Annotated in this window: 17 protein-coding genes; 6 read left to right on the forward strand and 11 right to left on the reverse strand. The window is 60.4% G+C overall.

Translation table 11 applies throughout. The annotated features are described in order from the left end of the window. Positions 1-166: 166 nt before the first annotated feature. The 8 genes from fbaA to M2366_RS16690 form a co-directional block, all read right to left on the reverse strand. A complete protein-coding gene (gene fbaA, locus M2366_RS16655) occupies positions 167-1,246 on the reverse strand; it encodes a class II fructose-bisphosphate aldolase (RefSeq protein ID WP_042041977.1) in 1,080 nt (359 codons plus the stop codon). 114 nt (positions 1,247-1,360) lie between these two features. Further along, positions 1,361-2,524, reverse strand: coding sequence for a phosphoglycerate kinase (locus tag M2366_RS16660; protein WP_259270194.1), 1,164 nt, complete (start codon positions 2,522-2,524; stop codon positions 1,361-1,363). A 62-nt stretch (positions 2,525-2,586) separates the two neighbouring features. Continuing rightward, positions 2,587-3,597 carry an erythrose-4-phosphate dehydrogenase gene (gene epd, locus M2366_RS16665; protein ID WP_259270195.1) on the reverse strand — a complete coding sequence of 337 codons (1,011 nt, stop codon included), beginning with the start codon at positions 3,595-3,597 and terminating at the stop codon, positions 2,587-2,589. A gap of 51 nt (positions 3,598-3,648) precedes the next feature. Beyond that, positions 3,649-4,578, reverse strand: coding sequence for an ROK family protein (locus tag M2366_RS16670; RefSeq protein ID WP_259237356.1), 930 nt, complete (start codon positions 4,576-4,578; stop codon positions 3,649-3,651). 216 nt (positions 4,579-4,794) lie between these two features. Beyond that, positions 4,795-5,862 carry a uroporphyrinogen decarboxylase gene (gene hemE, locus M2366_RS16675; protein ID WP_259270196.1) on the reverse strand — a complete coding sequence of 356 codons (1,068 nt, stop codon included), beginning with the start codon at positions 5,860-5,862 and terminating at the stop codon, positions 4,795-4,797. 214 nt (positions 5,863-6,076) lie between these two features. Further along, entirely contained in the window at positions 6,077-6,874 is a 798-nt protein-coding gene (nudC, locus tag M2366_RS16680) for an NAD(+) diphosphatase (RefSeq protein WP_259270197.1), read from the reverse strand. 236 nt (positions 6,875-7,110) lie between these two features. Then, positions 7,111-7,710 (reverse strand): TIGR04211 family SH3 domain-containing protein, encoded by a 600-nt coding sequence (locus M2366_RS16685; RefSeq protein WP_042041985.1) that lies wholly within the window; start codon positions 7,708-7,710, stop codon positions 7,111-7,113. Positions 7,711-7,880: 170 nt separating this feature from the next. Continuing rightward, positions 7,881-8,633 carry a potassium channel family protein gene (locus M2366_RS16690; protein WP_224431251.1) on the reverse strand — a complete coding sequence of 251 codons (753 nt, stop codon included), beginning with the start codon at positions 8,631-8,633 and terminating at the stop codon, positions 7,881-7,883. A gap of 101 nt (positions 8,634-8,734) precedes the next feature. On the opposite strand from M2366_RS16690, the gene M2366_RS16695 reads away from it, so the two are divergent. The 3 genes from M2366_RS16695 (at position 8,735) to glnE (ending at position 13,711) form a co-directional block, all read left to right on the forward strand. After that, entirely contained in the window at positions 8,735-9,985 is a 1,251-nt protein-coding gene (locus tag M2366_RS16695; RefSeq protein ID WP_042041987.1) for a methyl-accepting chemotaxis protein, read from the forward strand. A gap of 142 nt (positions 9,986-10,127) precedes the next feature. Next, positions 10,128-10,589 carry a GNAT family N-acetyltransferase gene (locus tag M2366_RS16700; RefSeq protein WP_259270198.1) on the forward strand — a complete coding sequence of 154 codons (462 nt, stop codon included), beginning with the start codon at positions 10,128-10,130 and terminating at the stop codon, positions 10,587-10,589. A gap of 293 nt (positions 10,590-10,882) precedes the next feature. After that, on the forward strand, positions 10,883-13,711 hold the full coding sequence (gene glnE / locus M2366_RS16705; RefSeq protein ID WP_259270206.1) for a bifunctional [glutamate--ammonia ligase]-adenylyl-L-tyrosine phosphorylase/[glutamate--ammonia-ligase] adenylyltransferase: 2,829 nt from the start codon (positions 10,883-10,885) through the stop codon (positions 13,709-13,711). 130 nt (positions 13,712-13,841) lie between these two features. On the opposite strand, the gene M2366_RS16710 is transcribed toward glnE, so the two are convergent. Further along, positions 13,842-14,177: a DsrE family protein gene (locus tag M2366_RS16710; RefSeq protein WP_042041989.1), complete on the reverse strand. Its 336-nt coding sequence runs from the start codon at positions 14,175-14,177 to the stop codon at positions 13,842-13,844. A 376-nt stretch (positions 14,178-14,553) separates the two neighbouring features. Between M2366_RS16710 and M2366_RS16715 the strand changes: the two genes are divergently transcribed. The 3 genes from M2366_RS16715 to M2366_RS16725 all read left to right on the forward strand — a co-directional run bounded on the left by M2366_RS16715 (position 14,554) and on the right by M2366_RS16725 (position 16,551). Further along, positions 14,554-14,820, forward strand: a complete 267-nt coding sequence (locus M2366_RS16715) for a hypothetical protein (protein WP_259270199.1) — start codon at positions 14,554-14,556, stop codon at positions 14,818-14,820. Positions 14,821-14,909: 89 nt separating this feature from the next. Further along, complete coding sequence (locus M2366_RS16720) at positions 14,910-15,761, forward strand: DUF692 domain-containing protein (RefSeq protein ID WP_259270200.1); 852 nt, start codon at positions 14,910-14,912, stop codon at positions 15,759-15,761. Further along, positions 15,745-16,551, forward strand: coding sequence for a DNA-binding domain-containing protein (locus M2366_RS16725; protein ID WP_259270201.1), 807 nt, complete (start codon positions 15,745-15,747; stop codon positions 16,549-16,551). The genes M2366_RS16720 and M2366_RS16725 overlap by 17 nt, the downstream gene beginning before the upstream one ends. 78 nt (positions 16,552-16,629) lie before the next feature. Here the strand turns inward: M2366_RS16725 and M2366_RS16730 are convergent, their stop codons facing one another. Both M2366_RS16730 and M2366_RS16735 read right to left on the reverse strand, forming a co-directional pair. Then, on the reverse strand, positions 16,630-18,774 hold the full coding sequence (locus tag M2366_RS16730) for an AsmA family protein (RefSeq protein WP_259270202.1): 2,145 nt from the start codon (positions 18,772-18,774) through the stop codon (positions 16,630-16,632). Between the two features lie 169 nt (positions 18,775-18,943). Further along, positions 18,944-19,852, reverse strand: coding sequence for a bifunctional methionine sulfoxide reductase B/A protein (locus tag M2366_RS16735; protein ID WP_042041994.1), 909 nt, complete (start codon positions 19,850-19,852; stop codon positions 18,944-18,946). Positions 19,853-20,385: the final 533 nt, after the last annotated feature.

The raw sequence follows: 20,385 nt of genomic DNA on the forward strand, positions 1-20,385 counted from the left end.
CAGCATCCTGCCCATGTATGTTTACTAAAATAAACAACCGTTAACAGAGAATACCCACAGGGGGGTCGGCAATCCAGCCTATCCACCACCGGAAAACCCTTGGCGAGTCACAGAAATGCAAAAGGCGCCCCTGGGGGCGCCTTGGTCAGCAATCGAGTACCGAGAATTACAGTACGTCGATGGCGTTCAGGTCGGAGAAGGCTTTCTCCAGACGAGCGATCATGGAAGTCTGACCGGCACGTACCCAGACGCGCGGATCGTAGAACTTCTTGTTCGGCTTGTCAGCACCTTCCGGGTTGCCCAGCTGGGCTTGCAGGTAGGCTTCGTTCGCCTTGTAGAAGTCCAACACACCTTCCCAGGTAGCCCACTGGGTGTCGGTGTCGATGTTCATCTTGACCACACCGTAGGAGATGGATTCGCGGATCTCTTCCAGGGTAGAACCTGAACCACCGTGGAATACGAAGTCCAGGGACTTGGCAGGCAGACCAAACTTCTCGGAAACGAATTTCTGGGAAGCGTCCAGGATGGACGGGGTCAGCTTGACGTTACCCGGCTTGTAAACACCGTGTACGTTGCCGAAGGAGGCAGCGATGGTGAAACGGGGGCTGATCTTGGACAGGCGCTCGTAGGCGTAAGCCACGTCTTCCGGCTGGGTGTACAGGGAAGATTGATCCAGGTGGCTGTTGTCCACGCCATCTTCTTCACCGCCGGTGCAGCCCAGTTCCAGCTCCAGGGTCATGTTCATCTTGGCCATGCGAGTCAGGTACTCGCAGCAGATGTCGATGTTCTCTTCCAGCGGCTCTTCGGACAAGTCCAGCATGTGGGAGGAGAACAGCGGCTTGCCGGTCTCGGCGAAGTGCTTCTCACCGGCGTCCAGCAGGCCGTCGATCCAGGGCAGCAGCTTCTTGGCAGCGTGGTCGGTGTGCAGGATAACCGGCACGCCGTAAGCTTCGGCAACAGCGTGCACATGCTTGGCACCGGAGATGGCACCCAGAACGGCAACTTGCTGGCCTTCCAGCTTCAGGCCCTTACCGGCGGTGAACACGGCGCCGCCGTTGGAGAACTGAACGATGACCGGAGCCTTCACCTTGGCGGCAGCTTCCAGTACGGCGTTGACGGAGTCGGTACCGACACAGTTAACAGCCGGCAGAGCGAAGCCGTTCTCTTTAGCGATAGCGAACACTTTCTGAACGTCATCACCAGTGATCACGCCGGGTTTTACGAAGTCGAAAATTTTCTTAGACATGTTAATCGTCCTGTTCTCGTATGCCGTTAATAAAAAGTGGGGGTTTATCACGAACCGCCGCAGCGGCCATATGATAAACGAAACGGGAGGCTTTTGCCCCCCGTCTCGGGTCAATTAGGCTTTGGCGCGCTGTTCCAGCATGGCCACTGCCGGCAGTACCTTGCCCTCTACAAACTCCAGGAAGGCGCCGCCGCCGGTGGAGATGTAGGAGACTTTGTCGGCGATGCCGAACTTGTCGATAGCCGCCAGGGTGTCACCACCGCCAGCGATGGAGAAGGCCGGGGAAGCAGCGATGGCTTCGGCGATCACCTTGGTGCCTGCGGAGAACTGGTCGAACTCGAACACACCGACCGGGCCGTTCCACAGAATGGTTTTGGCATTCATGATGATGTCGGCCAGGGCCTTGGCGGAGTCAGGGCCGATGTCGAAGATCATGTCGCCGTCGGTCACATCGCTAACGGACTTGATGGTAGCCGGGGTGTTTTCTGCGAACTCGGTGCCCACGACCACATCTGTGGTCACCGGAATGTTGGTCTCGGCGGCCAGTTTCTTGGCGGTGTCGAGCAGGTCGTGCTCGCACAGGGACTTGCCGACGTTGTGACCGGCAGCGGCGATGAAGGTGTTGGCGATGCCACCACCGACCACCAGCTGGTCTGCGATCTTGGAGAGGGATTCCAGCACGGTCAGCTTGGTGGAGACCTTGGAGCCGCCCACGATGGCAACCATGGGGCGCTCGGGCTTGAGCATGGCCTTGCCCAGGGCTTCCAGTTCACCGGCCAGCAGCGGACCTGCACAGGCTACCGGAGCAAATTGAGCCACACCGTAGGTAGAACCTTCGGCACGGTGAGCAGTACCGAATGCATCCATTACAAAGACGTCACACAGGGCAGCGTATTTTTTGGCCAGCTCTTCGGTGTTCTTCTTCTCGCCTTTGTTGAAGCGGCAGTTTTCCAGCACAACCAGCTCACCGGCGGCAACGTCTACACCATCCAGGTAATCTTTCGCCAGGGTCACTTTGCAGGAGAGTGCGTCTTTCAGATAGTCAACGACCGGCGCCAGGGAGAATTCTTCGTTGTATTCACCCTCGGTCGGACGACCCAGGTGGGAGGTGATCATCAGCTTGGCGCCCTTTTCCAGAGCCAGCTTGATGGTCGGCAGCGTCGCTTTGATCCGTGCATCGGAAGTGACCTTGCCATCTTTTACCGGCACGTTCAGGTCAGCACGGATCAGTACGCGTTTACCCGCCAGATCCAGGTCAGTCATCTTGATAACAGACATATTCAGTCCTCTATATTTTCAGGTAATGTTAAAAACAGTAACCTTGCGCCCGGTGCAGGCTCTCAGCCTGCGGCCATCATGGCCCGGGTGGTATCCAGCATGCGGTTGGCGAAGCCCCATTCGTTATCGCACCACATCAACATCTTGACGAGGTTGGCATCGCTGACCCGTGTCTGGGTACCATCGATGATGCAGGAGTGTGCATCATGATTGAAATCGACGGAGACCAAGGGTTCCTCCGTGTAATCCAGAATACCGCTTAATGTACCTCTGGATGCCCGCTGCAGGGCTTGATTTACGTCAGTAACTGTCACTTTTTTACGAACAGTAATACTGAGATCCATGGCCGTTACATTAATGGTCGGCACCCGTACCGCTATCGCCTCGAACTTGCCGGCGAAGTGGGGAAGGATACGCTCCAATCCCTTTGCCAGCTTGGTATCCACCGGAATGATGGACTGGCTGGCGGCCCGGGTTCTGCGCAAGTCACTGTGGTAGGCATCGATGACTTGCTGGTCGTGCATGGCCGAATGAATTGTCGTAATAGTACCACAATTTATCTCGAATTCTCGATGCAATGTTTCGATGACGGGCACCACGCAGTTGGTGGTACAGGAGGCATTGGAGACGATCCGCTCCCGCCCGGTCAAGGTCTGATGGTTGACCCCGAAAACGATTGTCGCATCCACATCCGCATCCGCCGGATGGGAGAAGAGCACCTTGCCCGCCCCTGCCCCCAGATGGCGCTGCGCATCCGCCCGGGAGCCAAATACGCCGGTACAGTCTAGCACCACATCCACCCCCAGCGCCCGCCATGGCAAATTGGCGGGATCCCGCTCGGCGAACAGGGCAATGAGATCCTGCCCTACCTGCATGCTGCCACCTGCCAGTTGCACCGGGTGTGCGAAACGACCATGGCTGGTATCGAAGCGGGTCAGGTGCACCATGGCCTCGGGCGCCGCCAGCTCGTTGATGGCGACTATCTTGATGCTCTTGTCCCGGCCGCTCTCGTAAAGAGCACGCAGTACATTGCGGCCGATCCGCCCGTAACCATTGATGGCAATCTTGATCATGGAAATTACGTGTCCTTACCTGCGACTAAAGAGAGGATGAAGAGGGAAGCATCATGAGAGTTGCGCCTCCCGGAAGGTGCCACGAGCCAGGAGTGCCGCGCCGAAGACCCCGGCACTGTCACCCAGGGCTGGAGCAATAATGGGGGCCCTGAAGCGGGGATTAAAGAGAAAGGGCAAAATTGTCTGGGCCGGGACGCTATAGAGACTCTGCACATTGCCCACCCCGCCGCCGATGACGATGACATCCGGATCCAGAATATTGACCACGTTGGCCAGGGCCTGGCCAAACAGCAGGTGCAGACGGTCGATGGTGAGCTTGGCCACGTGATCGTGGGCCGTGGCCGCCGCAATCTGGGCCAGCGGGAGATGGCGCCTGGCCTTGGCTTCATACCAGGCCTCCAGCGCCGGGCCGCTGATGAGCGTTTCGACGCAGCCACGCTTGCCGCAGTAGCATTCGGGGCCATCGGGGGAGAGCACATTGTGGCCCCACTCCCCGGCGATGCCGTGGTGGCCATTGAGGATCTGGCCGTTGATGACGATACCGGAGCCCACCCCGGTACCCATGATGATGCCAAATACAACCCTGGCATCGGGATGGTGCTGGCGCACCGCCCCCAGGTGGGTTTCCGCCAGGGCGAAGCAGTTGGCGTCGTTGGCGATGAGCACCGGAATGCCGAGCCTGCGCTCGAGATCTTCCTTGAACGGCTTGCCGTTGAGCTCGGTGGTGTTGCAGTTCTTCATCAGCCCGGTCTGGGGGTCCCGGGCGCCTGGGGTGCCCATGCCGATGACGGCCGGACGCTGACCGAGCTTGGCGGCACACTCGTCCACCAGCTTGGCTATCTGACCAATCATGTGCTCGTAACCGCCACGGCGCTCGGTGGGAATGCGATGGCGCAGCAGCACCTCGTCGCCATCGAGCACCACGCACTCGCACTTGGTACCGCCCAGATCTATACCCCAATCCCACGACTTCTTGCTCATTCTGCCTCCTGCATGGCGAGCGAGACGGCCGATACGCGGCCTCGCACGCTGTCGCTCATCTTGTGTGTGGCCACCGCCACAGATGGCGCAGTGTAACCCGAGCCGGGGCCGGCGCGCAGTATCCAAAACAGTACAAGGGCCAAAACGGCGCCGCCCCGGATAACACAACGGGGCCCTGGGGCCCCGTTGTCATGATGCTGATGCAGCGGTTCAACCTCAGCGGCCGTGGTACTGGCCGGAGAGCTCATGCACCGCGTTCACAAATACCCCGGCGTGCTCGGGATCCACATCCTGATGGATGCCGTGACCCAGGTTGAAGACGTGGCCGTTGCCGCTGCCAAAGCCCGCCAAAATGGTGGCGACCTCTTCGCGAATGCGCTCAGGGGCGGCGTAGAGCATGGAGGGATCCATGTTGCCCTGCAGCGCCACCTTGTCACCGACCCGGCGCTTGGCATCCGCGATGTCTATGGTCCAGTCCAGTCCCAGGGCATCGCAGCCGGTGGCGGCGATCTGCTCCAGCCATTGACCGCCGTTCTTGGTGAACAGAGTCACCGGCACCCGGCGGCCCTCATTCTCACGGATCAGGCCATCGACGATCTTGTGCATGTACTGCAGGGAGAAGTCGCGGTAATCCCGCGGGGTCAGCACGCCGCCCCAGGTATCGAACACCATGACAGACTGGGCACCGGCCTTGATCTGGGCGTTGAGGTACGAGATCACGCTGTCCGCCAGTTTGTCGAGCAGCAGGTGCAGAGTCTGGGGCTCGGCATACATCATCTGCTTGATCTTGGTGAACGCCTTGGAGCTGCCCCCCTCCACCATGTAGGTGGCCAGGGTCCAGGGGCTGCCGGAGAAGCCAATCAACGGCACTTCGCCCTTCAGCTCGCGGCGAATGGTGCGCACCGCATTCATCACGTAGCCGAGTTCATCTTCCGGATCCGGATGTGGCAGCGCCTGCACCTGCGCCAGCGAGGTGATGGGACGCTCGAAGCGCGGGCCTTCGCCGTGCTCGAAGTAGAGACCCAGCCCCATGGCGTCGGGTATGGTGAGGATGTCGGAGAAGAGAATAGCGGCATCGAGGGGATAGCGGCGCAGAGGCTGCAGGGTGACTTCACAGGCCAGCTCGGCATTGCGGCACAGGGACATGAAATCCCCCGCCTGGGCACGGGTTGCCTTGTATTCCGGCAGGTAGCGGCCAGCCTGGCGCATCATCCAGACCGGGGTCAGGTCCACATCCTGGCGCAGCAGGGCGCGCAGGTATCGATCGTTCTTCAGCTCTTTCATCCCAGTTCCTGAGTCATATCACGCATAAAATGACGGATATGATACCACTTTGTGCGCCGCTGCGGGGGATGCAAACCAGGGCGCTGACCGCCCGGAGTGCAAAGATGTGAGAGGGCGCAACCTCGGCACCGATGCCAATGGCCACTCAGGGACAACCGCGGGGCAATTGAGGCCTCTCCCCCCCCCCCCACCTGCCGCCCAATTGCAATCGCCCTTAGAGGGTCTCGCGGCAGAGTTCAATCAAACGACGCGCTATGGTGCCATGGGGGGGAATACGCGGCAGGGCATCGAGTTCAAAGAAGTCGGCGGCCACCAGCTCCTCCTCCTGCAGACGGATCTCGCCGCTCTGGTACTCGGCGGTGAAGCCCATCATCAGGCTGTGGGGGAAGGGCCAGGGCTGGCTGGCGACATAGCGGATGTTGCCGACCCGGATGCCACTCTCCTCGAACACCTCCCGCGCCACGCACTGCTCCAGGTTTTCACCGGCCTCGACGAAGCCCGCCAGCACGGTAAACATGGGGTCGTCCGCCTGATAGTGACGACGATGGGCCCCCAGCAGCAGTTGGGAGCCACGACGCACCGCCACTATGATGCAAGGGGAAATGCGCGGATAGGCCATGTGTCCCTGATGGCACCCTTGTGCCCACTCCCCTGTCTTGGGCGTCATGGGGGCGCCGCACTCGCCACAGAATTTATGGCTGCGACGGAAGCTGGCCAGCTGCCAGGCTCGGCCCCCGAGGCGAAACCCCTCCTCGTCTCCCGCCATCATCAGCTGACGCAATGGGCTCAACTCTCCAAACTCCGATGAGTCGCCGAGGAGTGACTCTCCTTCCCCCAGATCATGGAGATAGCAAGGGGCCCCCTCCCACAGGTCGAATTCCTCGAAGGCCAGAGCCTGCCAGCACAGGGGCAGCGCCTGCCGGGTGCAGTGCGGGACTCGGTCCGCCTCATCCAGCCAGATGAGGTGATCGCCCGCCAGCACAAACCAGTGGGCCCGTTCGGTTAATTCCATGATAGCCAAGCTCTTTTTGACGTTCGATTGGGGTATCTGGCAGGTAAGAACCTGCCAGGAATATGTCGCATATTACGAAGAATGCGTCTCGCAGGCGAGCCTAGGGAGACCCTTTTCAACCCATTTGAGTGGAAAACCTGCCCCCAGCCAAAGAGTGACAACCCGCCCCACTAAAAAGGGCCGCCCATGGGCGACCCTCTATCATGACCAAACGGCCTGGCTGCCTCGGCAGGGCCTCAGTTCATCCAGCGCTCACTCTGCTTGCGACGACGCGGCAGCAGGGGCAAGAGGATGCCAAGCAGTATGCCGCCACCGACCATGGCGCCACCGCGAATGAACCAATCCATCTGCATATCATGCTCGCGGTTGTCGATGCTGCTGTTCAGGGCATCATTCTGCGCCTTGACGCTGGCCAGCTCCTCACTCTGGTTGTCGAGCTGCCCCTTGAGGTTGGTGAGCAAGCTATCTTGCTCGGCAATCTTGCCATCCTTCTCGGCGAAGCGCTGCTCGTTGTCACCATTGAGGTTTTGCAGGCGATCCTTGAGGGTTTGCAGCTCCTGTTCCAGCTGGGGCACACGTACCTTCAGGCTGGGTTCGCTCTGCAACTCGTCGCTCTTGATCCAGCCTTCACGACCACGTTCATCCACCACCTGAGTGAAACCGGCCTGGCCGCCTTTCACTTCCAGGGCTTCACCGGCCTTGACGCTGCCGAGGATCCGGTACTGGGTACCCGGTCCGCCGTGCATGAAGATATAGATGTTGTCTGAAACATAACGGGTCTCGGCCAGGGCGGATTGAGCACACAGGCAGATCAGTATCCCGAGGAGGGCGCGCATGGTCAGTCGATTCTCTCGATTGGTTAGGAATTGGCTGGAATGTTAAGCCGCTCCGTGGTCAAAGGACAAGCAAAGAAACGGCCTCCCCCCGAGGCGGGGAGGCCGTTCAACACCACCATGTTTACCCGCGGCCCTGAACTGGCGCGCCGCGGCGCGCCATCACGCGCGGATCAGGGTTCACGTTTGAGCTGACGGATTTCGTCACGCAAGCTCTGTAGCTCCGCCAGCATCTGCGTCTGCTGAGTCTGCAACAGCTTGAAGCGCAGCTCTTCTTCTCTCTTCTCGCCATGCCTTGGTTGCAGGAATAGGCTGGCCATGAAGCCACTGACGGCGGCATAGAGACCGACCCCGAACAGGATGAGCAGGCTGGCGACGAAACGCCCTTGTTCCGTCTTGGGAACCAGATCCCCGTAGCCCACGGTCGAGAGCGTCACCAGTGTCCACCAGAAGGCGTCATAGGGGGTCTCTATCTGGCTGCCGGGGTGACCGGCTTCAATCCAGAACATGACCCCGGATCCCACCCCCAACAACAGAAAGAACAGCAACAAGATCCCGGACAGAGTGGTCTCATTGCGCTCGCGACGAAACATGGTCAGCAGATCCGGCTGGTTGCGCAACAGCTGATAGACACGCCACAGCTGAATAAGCCGCGCCCAGCGCAGGGATTCCACCATGGGCAGGCTACCCGGCAGATAGAACCAGTTCGCCTTCAGAAAACCCCAGCGATCCTCCGCCCGCAGCCAGCCGTAGGCAAAGTGGGCGAGAAAGATGTAGCAGATGAGACTGTCGATGTCATAGAAGAGCTGCATGGTCTGCGGGGTCGCCACCCCAAACCAGCGAACACTGACCAGGCCAACCGACACCAGAGAGAGGATTGCCATCAGCAGATCCATGGCGCGCAGGGGGGTTAAGTGATGTCGCATGCAAATTCCAACTTTAAACGGGAAACGAATTAATAAAACAGAAGATAATGCCGATAGCCCTGATGAGAAAGGAAAATTCCCCCATTAAAAGGAGAGAAGCTATGCAGTTCAACCCGCTTGAACAGCGGCTCAGTGATATACGTCTGGTGCCCAAGGTGATCTTGCTGATGGTATTCAGCACCCTGTTGCTGCTGACCAAGCTTTGGTTCGATGCCAGTAATCTGGAGCGCACTTTGCTCAGCGAGGGCATTGATGCCGCCAAGGCCAATGACATCGCCTCCCGCCTGATCTGGACCGGTCTGCTCGAGACGGCCCTGATGGGAGTGGTGTTTGTGGTGCTGCTGATGGCGGGTTCCCGCCTCATGGTCAAGCAGGTGCGCTATCTGGTCAGCTTGCTGGAGCGTTTCTCCCAAAAAGATCTCAGCCACCGGGTCGAACTGGCATCCAAAGACGAATTCGGCGACATCGCCAAGGCGGTGGCCCACTCCCAGAACGAACTCAAGCAGGTGTTCGGCAGCCAGCGCCTGGCTTGCAAGGAGCTTAACGACATCGCCTCCCAGGTGACCCTCTGCATGGAAGAGGCCAATGAGGCGATCAACGAGGAGTTCGTCCAGATAGAGCAGCTCGCCAGCGCCATGACCCAGATGGTCGGCGCCATCGGCGAGGTGGCCCATCACGCCGAGCAGGCCTCCCACTCCACCAGCGAGACCAGCCGCCTGGCCCAGGAGGGCAGCCGCTGCGTCGCCGATACCGTCAACACCATACACACCTTGTCCGGCAACATTCAGCAATCTTCCAGCGTCGTCCATGACGTGGAGCAAGGGGTCGAGCGCATTGGCTCAGTGGTGGACACCATTCGCAGCATCTCGGAGCAGACCAATCTGCTGGCCCTCAATGCGGCCATCGAAGCGGCCCGTGCCGGTGAAGCCGGACGCGGCTTTGCCGTGGTGGCCGATGAGGTACGCGGCCTCGCCAACCGGGCTCAGTCCGCGACCGTGGAGATCCAGAAGATGATTGAGCAGCTGCAGGGCAGTGCCCGCACCGCAGCGGGTCTGATGGAGCAGAGCGTGGCTCAGGCCGATCGCGGGGTCGAGCAGGTAACCCAGGCCGGTGAGCAGCTGACCACCATAGTGGCGCGGGTACAGGGGGTGGCCGACATGAACCGCCAGATAGCCACCGCCTCCGAAGAGCAGAGCGCCGTCGCCCAGGAGATGAGCGGCAACCTGGAGCAGGTCAAGCAGATCGTCGAGGGATCCGTGGTGGTGCTGCGCGAGCTGCAAGATGCCTCAATGCTGGTCGAATCCCACAGCCAGACCCTGAATCGTCACATCCAGGCCTTCAAGCTGGACTAGCCGTGATGAGCGCGCGAGCGCAGGGCGCAAGCTGCTCATCGAGGCTTGACGTCCCCTGGTGTTATCGTCACCTTATGAAAAGAGGAGCCTGCGGGTTCCTCTTTTCGTTTCAATACTCCCCAGAGCGAGGCAAGGAGCCCATATGCATGACCTGCACCACAGTGACACCGGCTTGGAAATCAGCGATGACAAGGGGCGGCTCGATGTGCCGCTCATCCACCAGTTTCTGTCGCAAGAGGCCTACTGGTGCCTCGGCATACCACTCTCCACCGTGCAGCGAGCCATCAACCACTCCTTCTGCATCGGTGGCTACCTGGACGGTCAACAGGTCGCCTTCGCCCGCGTCATCACGGATCACGCCACCTTCGGGTATCTCTCCGATGTGTTCGTACTGCCCGCCCACCGTGGCCTGGGCCACGGCAAGGCGCTGATCCAGGCCATAGTGTCCCACCCAAATCTCCAGGGGCTGCGCCGCATCAGCCTGGCCACCTCGGATGCCCATGGGCTCTACAGCGGCTTCGGCTTCCAGGCCCCCGTCCGGCCAGCCACCCTGATGGAGCGCTATCAGCCGGATATCTACCAGCAGGATCACAGTATTCGCTGACGAACCGGCCCCCGCGCTACCGCGTCATGGGCCATCTGACAACGTGCAACCCGCTGACAGGCTGCGAGTTGCCCGCCCCTGTGATGACCCCTCGCCAGCGAGCACATCTGACCCGGCTCACGCTTCTGCGGGACCCGGGCCCTTGCCCCTATGAGCCCGGGGCCCGGCAATGTTAGATTGATGGTCATGCGGTGCCGAACAGCGGTACCGGATGCGGTCAGTCACCCACTGCCGCCGCATCTGCCTTTAACCAAGACGTAAGGAAGAGAACCTTGGTGCTCCCCGCCTCCCTCATGACCCAGGCCGATCGCCACTGGCAACGCCTGCTCGTTCAAGCCCCCCAGTATGGCGAGCTGACCGGCGCCAGCCGCGCTGAACTGCTCACCCTGTTTGGCCTCTCAGATTTCGCCGCCGAGGCCCTGATCCAAGAGCCGACCCTGCTGGCCGAACTGCTCGCCTCGACGGAGCTTCACAGTGACAACCGCTGGCGCGCCTATGAGCCGGAGCTCGCGGCCCTGCTCGCCGACCAGGTGGACGAAGAGGCACTCAAGCGCACCCTGCGCCGTTTTCGCCGCAGCCGCATGCTGGTCATCGCCTGGCGTGAGCTCCTCGGCCGCGCCGAGGTAGAGGAGAGTTTCATTCACCTGACCAGGCTGGCGGATGCCCTCATCTGTGGCGCCCGTGACTGGCTGTACAGCAAACAGTGCGACGAGCTGGGCACCCCCATGGATGGTGACGGCAACCCCCAGCCCTTGCTGATCCTCGGCATGGGCAAACTGGGGGGTGGCGAGCTGAACTTCTCCTCGGACATCGACCTCATCTTCACCTTCCCCGAGAACGGTTACACGGTCGGCGGGCGGCGCGAGCTGGCCAATCAACAGTTCTTCATCAAGCTGGGTCAGCGGCTGATCAACGCCCTGCACCAGACCACAGTCGATGGTCAGGTATTCCGGGTCGACATGCGGCTGCGTCCCTTTGGCGAGGCGGGGCCGCTGGCCATCTCCTTCGCCGCCATGGAGGATTACTACCAGCACCATGGTCGCAACTGGGAGCGCTACGCCATGGTCAAGGCCAGGGTGCTTGGCCAGGAGTGCGCGCAGAGCCAGGCGCTCAGCGAGCTGCTGCGCCCCTTCGTGTTCCGCCGCTACATCGATTTTGGCGTCATCGATGGCCTGCGCCAGATGAAGGCCATGATCGCCGCCGAGGTACGCCGCAAGGGGCTCAAGGACAATATCAAGCTGGGTGCCGGTGGCATCCGCGAGGTGGAGTTCATCGCCCAGGCGCTGCAACTCATCCGGGGCGGGCGAGAGCCCTTGCTGCGAGTGCGTCACCTGCCCGAGGCCCTGGATGCCATCGCCCAGAGCGGTGCCCTGACCCCGGAGCGTTGCGATTGCCTGCTCAATGCCTACCGTTTCCTGCGCCGGGTCGAGAACCTGTTGCAGGAAATTGGCGATCAGCAGACCCAGACCCTGCCCACGGAGGAGCGCGACAGGCTGCGGCTCATCACGGCGCTTGGCTTCCCGGATTGGGAGGCCTTCATGACCCGTCTCGATCAGGAGATGGCCGCCGTCCATGGGGAGTTCGTCGCCGTGGTCGGGGAAGAGAAGGAGGCGCCGGATCATCTGGAACAGGCCTGGCTGGATCTGTGGCGCACCGATCTGGATGCCGCCGAGGTAGGCATTCTGCTCACCGAGCAGGGAGTCAGCGACCCCGAGCCCCTGGCCGGAGCCGTACTGCGCTTCAAGGAGGAGTACAAGCGTCGCCAGATTGGCCCCCAGGGCCGGATCGCCCTGGACTGGCTGATGCCCGAGTTACTGCGTCTTGTGGTAGCGAGCGAGACCCCTGCCCGCCTGTTCGAGCGGGTCTGCACCCTGCTCACCCGCATCTTCACCCGCAGCGCCTATCTGCAACTGCTGGCGGAAAATCCGGCCGCCCTGCGCCAGCTGGTGCGGCTGTGTGATGCCAGTCACCTGGTGAGCGAGCAGCTCGCCCGCTACCCCATCTTGCTCGATGAACTGCTCGATCCCCAGCACCTCTACCACCCTACGCCCCTCGATCAATACAAACCCCAGCTGCGTCAGTTCCTGCTGCGCATCCCGGAAGAGGACGTAGAGCAGCAGATGGAGGCCCTGCGTCAGTTCAAGCAGGTGCAGTTGCTGCGCATCGTCGCCGCCGACATCGCCGGTGCCCTGCCACTGATGAAGGTGAGCGATCACCTCACCTGGCTGGCCGAAGCCCTGGTGGAAGAGGTGGTCAATCAGGCCTGGAGCCAGATCAGCGAGCGTTACGGCGTGCCTCCCGACGTGGCCGAGAGCGGTCGGCGCAGCTTCGCCGTGGTGGCCTATGGCAAGCTGGGGGGCATAGAGCTCGGCTACGGGTCGGATCTCGATCTGGTGTTCCTGCACGGGGGTGACCCCAACAGCTACACCAATGGCCCCAAGCCCATCGACAGCCGCCAGTTCTACCTGCGCCTGGCCCAGCGGGTGTTGCACCTGTTCAGCACCCGCACCCCCTCCGGCATCCTCTACGAGATCGATATGCGCCTGCGCCCATCGGGGGATGCCGGGTTGCTGGTGTCGTCCCTGGCCGCTTATCAGCAGTATCAGGAGAACGAGGCCTGGACCTGGGAACATCAGGCCCTGGTCCGGGCAAGGCCCATTTACGGCGATGATGACATCGTCGCCGAATTTTCGCGTATCAGACGCGATCTCTTGGCAACCAAGCGAGATTTGGGGGAGTTGGCCAAGGAGGTGCGCGAGATGCGTATCAAGATGCGCGGCCACCTGCTCAAGGCGGCAGAGGGGGAGTTCGATCTCAAGCAATCCCCGGGGGGCATGGTGGATATCGAGTTCCTTGCCCAGTATCTGGTACTGGCCCATGCCCATAGCGAGCCTCAGGCACTGACCCGCTGGTCAGATAACGTGCGCATCTTCGATGAGTGCGTGATGGCTGGTGTACTCAGCCTGGAGCAGGCCGAAGGGTTGAAACATGCCTATCTGGAGATCCGCAACCTGGGGCACCGCCTCAATCTCTCCGAGATCAGCCGCAAGGTAAAAGACGATCAACTGCTGGCCGAGCGCCAGCTGGTCAGCCAGGTGTGGCAGCAGCAGCTTGGCGACTGAGCCAGAGCCCCGGCCCCAGGGTGGATCCTCATCCTGGGGTCGATGTCCGCTGACGTGTGCCACTCGCTCTCCTTCATCCACCGACCCGTCAATGAGGTGAGCAGCAACGCTCCATATGCTTGGCCTCGGCTCAGGACTTGATATAGGCGAAGCCCTGTTGCTGCAATTCGATCAGGGTCAGGACGCCGGTAGAGACGACCTCAACCCCCGCCAGCAGCCGCTCGGGGGCTATCTGCTGACCTCGCAGGGAGTTGGCGCAGGCCAGCAACCTGACGCCCTGTTGCCGCAGACCGGCCCACTCGGGCTCACTCTCTCCTCCTTCCAGCAGGCTGGTTACCGCTATCCCATTGACCAGCAACACCAGCTCCCCGGGTTCACCAGCCATAGCCGCCAGTAAGTTATTGAGATTATTGAATGCCGCCCGGCTGCGATCCCGTTCGGACAGGTGAAAGACCACTCGAATCATCTGTTACCTCCTTGTTAGTGATCCCCATGATGACAGTCGCCGCCCCACAAGGCGAGCCTCATGGCTCCCAGCCAAGAGAAGCGACCCCAGTTAACTGGTCAGACCTGAATGCCAACCCAGTCATAACAAGGGCTAGACATTATTTCGGCAGAAAAATGGATTTTATATGAATGTAAAAGCCCTCCCCCTCGGTCTTCTAAAGCGAGGTCGATAGAGCAGCGTCATTATGATCCAACTCATTAACAAGGTTCGTAATGGTGTCTGAGCATCTTGATCCCCCGACTCATGTGGTGGGGGAGTCGCTCCTCACCAAGATCAAGTTACATGGACGCTCGGCCAACGCTGGTAGAGTGACAATCCTTCAAGGAGATAGAACATGCACGCAACCCGTAAAACCATGAACCGTCTGGCCGGTGCCGCCCTCGCGATGGCTGCCATTTCCCTCTCTGGTGCCGCTCTGGCCGCCAATACCGGACAACATGGTGAAAATCAGGTCCAATGTTGGGGAGTCAACAGCTGCAAGGGCCATAATGACTGCAAGACCGCCAGCAATGCTTGCAAGGGTCAAGGCAGCTGCAAGGGCCAAGGCTTCCTTAGCATGACGCGCGAAGAGTGCAATGCCCAAGGCGGTAAAGTCCGCTAACCTGGTCTTTCGCAGGGTAGAATGGCCGGTGACCCCATGGGGCAACCGGCCTGTTTTTTATGGCAAGCATGGATAGATCAGGAGCTCAGATGCACAGTTTCCCCTGGCTCGGCTTTGGTTTAGGGCTCAGGCCTCCCCACTTCCAAGAGGTGCTGGACGGGGCGCAGGGCGCCGACTGGTTCGAGATCCTCTCGGAAAACTTCATGGTGGCAGGGGGCAAACCCCGCTATTACCTGGAGCAGGTCCGGGCCGATTACCCCATCGTCATGCACGGGGTATCGATGAACATAGGCTCGGCGGATCCCCTCGACATGGATTACCTCAGCCGCTTGAGGGAGTTGATGCGCAGCATAGAGCCCGCCTGGCTGTCGGATCACCTCTGCTGGACCGGTGTCTCTGGCCACAACAGCCATGACCTGCTGCCGCTGCCCTTGACCGATGCCGTGCTCACCCATCTGTGCGAGCGTATCGATCGGGTGCAGAATTATCTCGGCCGCCCCCTGGTGCTGGAAAATGCCTCCACTTACCTCGAATTTGCCGGTGCCGACTACCGCGAGCATGAGTTTCTCAACCACCTCAGCCGCCGGAGTGGTTGCCGCCTGCTGCTCGATATCAACAACATCTATGTGAGCAGCCGCAATCACGGTTTCGATGCCAACGCCTACCTCGACGCCATCGACAGGGATTCCGTGGTGCAGTTCCATCTCGCGGGCCATAGCGACTATGGGGACTATGTCATTGATACCCATGACCACCCCATCGTCGATCCTGTCTGGGCCCTGTTTGAGCGGGCAGTGCGCCGCTTCGGGCCGATCAGTACCATGATAGAGCGCGACGACCATATCCCCCCCTTCCCTGAGCTGGTCAGCGAGCTGGATCAGGCAAGGCAGATTGCCGCCCCGCACTGGGCTCTGGAGACGCAAGATGTCAACGCCGGTTGAGCTTCAGGCTCTGCAACAGGCCTTCATGACGGGTTTGCAGCAGCAGACCGCAACCCCACCCATTCCCCTCGTTGTCGGTTCGCTGCCCGCCGATCTGCGCTGGTACATCTATGCCAACGCCTACCAGAGCCGACTGCTGGAGTGCCTGCAACAGGACTTCGAGCAGACCTGGGCCTATGTGGGGGATGAGATGTTTGCTTCCCTCTGCCAGGAGTATCTGCAGCAGCGCCCTCCCCACAGCTGGACCCTGCGTGAGCTGGGGGCTCAGTTTCCCCTCTATCTGGAGCAGGCCCTGGCCGAACATCCTCAGGTGAGCGAGTTGGCCGAGTTCGAATGGCGACTGCGCGGCGCCTTCGATGCCGCCGATGCCGAGCCACTGACCCTCGGCGAGATCCAGCGCCTGGACCCTGAGTCCTGGCCCGATCTGCGCTTCCTGGTGACGCCCTCCACTGATCTGCATCTCCAGCATTTCAACTCCCTGGAGGTGTGGAAGGCACTCAAGGCCGAGCAGACCCCCCCTCCCCCACAGCGCAGTGAGTGTGCCATCCCTTGTCTCATCTGGCGCGATCCCGAACGGCGCACCCGCTATCGCAGCCTGGATGCTGATGAAGCCATTCTGGTCGACGCCCTGCTCCATCAGGAGGCGTTCGCAACGCTCTGCATGTTGCTCAATGCCCGCCTGCCCGGTGACAACGCCGCCTTCCAGGCTGGCCAGTATCTGCAACAGTGGCTCACGGATGGGCTGCTCGGCGGTTACCGGCTGGAGCAAGACGCATCACGGCTCGATTGACACTGCTTGGTTCAGCTACACAAACAAAACAGCCCCACCGATCTCTCGGCAGGGCTGTTTGCTTGATGGGGTCCTCGGCTATTTGAACAATCCTTTGAGCAGCTGGTCGGCCACCCCCTTGATTTGCTCATCCTCAGCCTTGTCCCCAAGCAGTTTCTTGAGGCCGCGCTCGGCCTCCTTGCGCGCCTTCTCCTCCAGCAGCTTGTTATCGGCGAGCAGCGCCTTGATGTCCAGCTTGTAGCTGGGGTCACGCCAATGCCCCCCGATCTTGACCGGGATGGTAATGCCCTTGAGCTCGGCCAGATCCTTGCCGCCCTGCCCCTTGCTGGTCTCCACCACTGTCGTTGCCATCAGGAAGTCCAGGGTCTCGGGCAGCAGCTCCGTTTTTCCCTTGCCCTCGACCCGCAGCGCCGGAGCCAACAGCAGAATATCGTCACTGCTCGCCACGCCTTTGGCTATCTTGAAGCTCGCCGTCAGGGCACTGAAATCTGTCTTGCGTGCCTCCTTGACCTCCCTGGCTTTCTCTCCCTTGAGCGTCGCCTTGGCCTCGCGCAGCATCTGCGGCAGGTTGATACCATTCAGGGCCCCATCTTCCACCTTGAGCCCTATGGTGCCGCTCAACTGGCTACGCAACGCATGGGAAGAGAGTCCCAGGCCACTGAGCTCAATATCGGCATCGCCTCTGCCCGCCAGCAGGTCGGTCTTGGCAACGCTGTGAAGCAAGGGCTGCAGATCCACCCCCTTGATTTGCTTGTGTACCTTGAAGCTGGCCGGTTGCTGACGCGCATCGATCACCCCCTCCCCCTGAACCGAGCCGCCAAACAGCTTGGCACTAACATGCTTGAGATTGACCAGCCCCTTGTTGGCGGCCAGATCGAGCTCAACCTGCTGGGCGGTCACCCCATCGGCGATCAGGGTCCCCAGTTGCAGGCGACCGGCCAGATCCAGCCCTTTCAACCAGCTCAGATCCGGTTCAGCCGTGATGGTTGATGGCGCAACAGGGGCATTCGTTGATTTGGAGGCAGGGGCAATCTGATTGTCCGGCTCGGGGTTAGCGGTAATCCCCTTGCCCATTTTTTGACGCCAGGCATCCAGATCCAGCCGCTCGGCCGCAAGATTGAAACGAATGGCAGGCACTGCCGTCATCGCCACGCTGGCATCGCCGTTCAGCTGCAAATCATCAACCCCCAGCTGTAGCTTGGGCAGGGTCAACGTTTTATTCGCCATGGCCCATTGCCCCTCACCCTCACTAGCCAAGGCCATCTTGACCCCGGACTCAGGCAGTTGCGGACCACTCAAAGAGCCATCGAGGGTCAAGTCACTAAAATCGACCAGGCTCTGGGCACCATTGAGACGCCCCTTGAGCTTGCTCTTCAGGTCGAACTTCAGCTCTCCCTGCTCTCCTTGAGCACTCAGGTCAAGCTGGCTCCATTGATCCAGCATCAGACGATCCGCGCTCAGCGTGAAATGGTCGACTCGGGTATCGGCCTGCTGTAGTGAGCCTTCGACAGCGAGGCCCTGCAACTCACTCGTCGCGAGATCCTTGCCTAGTTTCAGCTTGCTTGCCCCTTTGGCCGCTAATTTGAGCCCCTGCTGCTCCCCCTCCAGGGCGAAGCTGATGGGCACCCAGGTATCGAATCTGAGCTCGCCGAGGGCGAGGTCGAGGCGTGCCAGCTGGAGGCGAGAGCCGCTGCGATCATCCAGCACCAGGGCACTGGCCTGATTGAGGGAGATGCTCTCTATGTCCAACTGCCACTTCGCCTTGTTGGGATCGGCCTGATCCTCCCGTGTCACAGGCTCGGCACTGGGCTCTGTGGCCACGCTCCCATCAGCCTTCTTCAGGCCACTTAAGTTGGAACTGCCATCGGCCTTGGTCTGGATAAAGAGGTGAGCCCCGTCCAGCGCCACCTCGCCAATCTGTAACTGATGGGAGAGCAGAGGCAACAGGGCGACCGATGCCTGGCCCCGTTCGAAGCGTACCAAGTCCGGCTCGGCAAATCCGCTCGGATTGCGCAGCGCCACCTGCTCGAGGGAGAGTCCCAGACTCGGCCAGAAGGTCCATGCGATGGGTCCCGATACCACTAGGTCCCGCCCCGTGCTCTTCTTCACCTGCTCTATCAGCAAGGGTTTGAAATCATTGGGGTCGACCAGGGTTACCAGAGCCGCGCCCCCGACAAGCAAGGCCGCGCCCAGCCCCAGCACCCCATAGATGATCTTCTTCATGAGTCACTCTCTCTCAAAAAACCGATTGCCACGACTATACCATGGTCCGCCAGCAGCAGGCCGGGCTAGCCCCCCATCACGATCGGGAGGCGACAGCTTCTGAACCCCGATAAGGCAAAGACCGGCACATTGGCCGGTCTTTGCGGTTAACACTGTTCGTGCAATGCCCTCACCCCTTGAGGTGTTCGGCAAACAGCTGCCTGAATTTCTCCAGTTTGGGACGGATCACTATCTGGCAATAAGGCTGCTCACCATGCTGGGCATAGTAGTCCTTGTGGTCCGCCTCTGCAGGATAGAAGCCATCATAGCCGGTCAACTCGGTCACCAGGGGGCTGGCGAAAACCTTGGCTTCATCCAGCGCCTTGATCATGGCCCCAGCGACCCGCACTTGCTCATCATCATGGGCAAAGATCACCGAGCGGTACTGAGGACCCACATCATGACCCTGACGATTGAGAGTGGTGGGATCATGGCTGGCAAAGAAGGCCTCCAACAGGGTCGCAAAGTCGATGACGGCGGGGTCGTATTCGATCTGTACCACCTCGGCATGGCCGGTTTGGCCCGAACAGACCCGTTGGTAATCTGCATCCCTGGCCGCTCCGCCCGCATAACCCGAGCTGACCTTGCTGACCCCCTTCAGGCTGCTGAATACCGCCTCGACACACCAGAAGCAGCCTGCTCCCAGGGTTGCCAATGCCATCTTCGACCCCTGAGGCTCGCTCCCCTCCCTAGCCTCAAAATCGAGGGAGACGGAGTTGACACAGTGGCGCAGATTCTTGTCGGTCAGATACTCCCCTTCAAAAACATGGCCAAGGTGCCCTTCACACTGGGCGCACACTATCTCGACCCGGTGACCGTCCGCATCGGGAATTCTCTTCACCGCCCCCGGGATCTCATCATCGAAGGCCGGCCAACCGCAGTGGGCATTGAACTTGTGTTCTGAGGTATAGAGAGGCGCACCACACTTCTTGCACAGATAGCGCCCGGGTGCATCGTGACGGTAATACTCGCCACTGAAGGGACGCTCGGTCCCTTTCTGCTCAATCACATATTTTTCGAACTCTGTCAGGGCAGCCATGATGGACCTCCTTTATTGCAGGTGAATAGTAGACCGGGGAGCTGCTTGTCCTATTTCAAGCCCAGGCGACGCAAGATACAAGCCTGAGCATCAACAAGGAACCTTACCGTAAAAACAGGTTGGATCACCCAACAAGCAGAGCGCCCCACCTGTCTCTCTTGTCTTTCACCTGCCTGATTGGCGTGCTGAACCCGTGGCTTAGTGCTCAACCAGACCGGTCTGCCAGAATGGCAAATCATGATGCAATGGCTGATATTTGCGCCAAACGATCGCGAACAAGCCTGTAAAAGCCCTAACGGCAGAGCCATGGTTTCCAATAATGAGGGTGAAAAATGTGGGCTTTTGGCGCCATTTGAATTACGTGGAGGGGACTAAAAGAGACTGAAACATGGCAGGTCGGATCATATGGGCATGGCTGCCACCCGGCTTGAAAACACACAAAAGCAAAAAGGCCTTCCCGATTGGGAAGGCCTTCTCTATTTATTGGCGGAGCGGACGGGACTCGAACCCGCGACCCCCGGCGTGACAGGCCG

It is taken from the genome of Aeromonas sp. BIGb0405, from assembly GCF_024807335.1.
Taxonomy (GTDB): domain Bacteria; phylum Pseudomonadota; class Gammaproteobacteria; order Enterobacterales; family Aeromonadaceae; genus Aeromonas; species Aeromonas rivuli.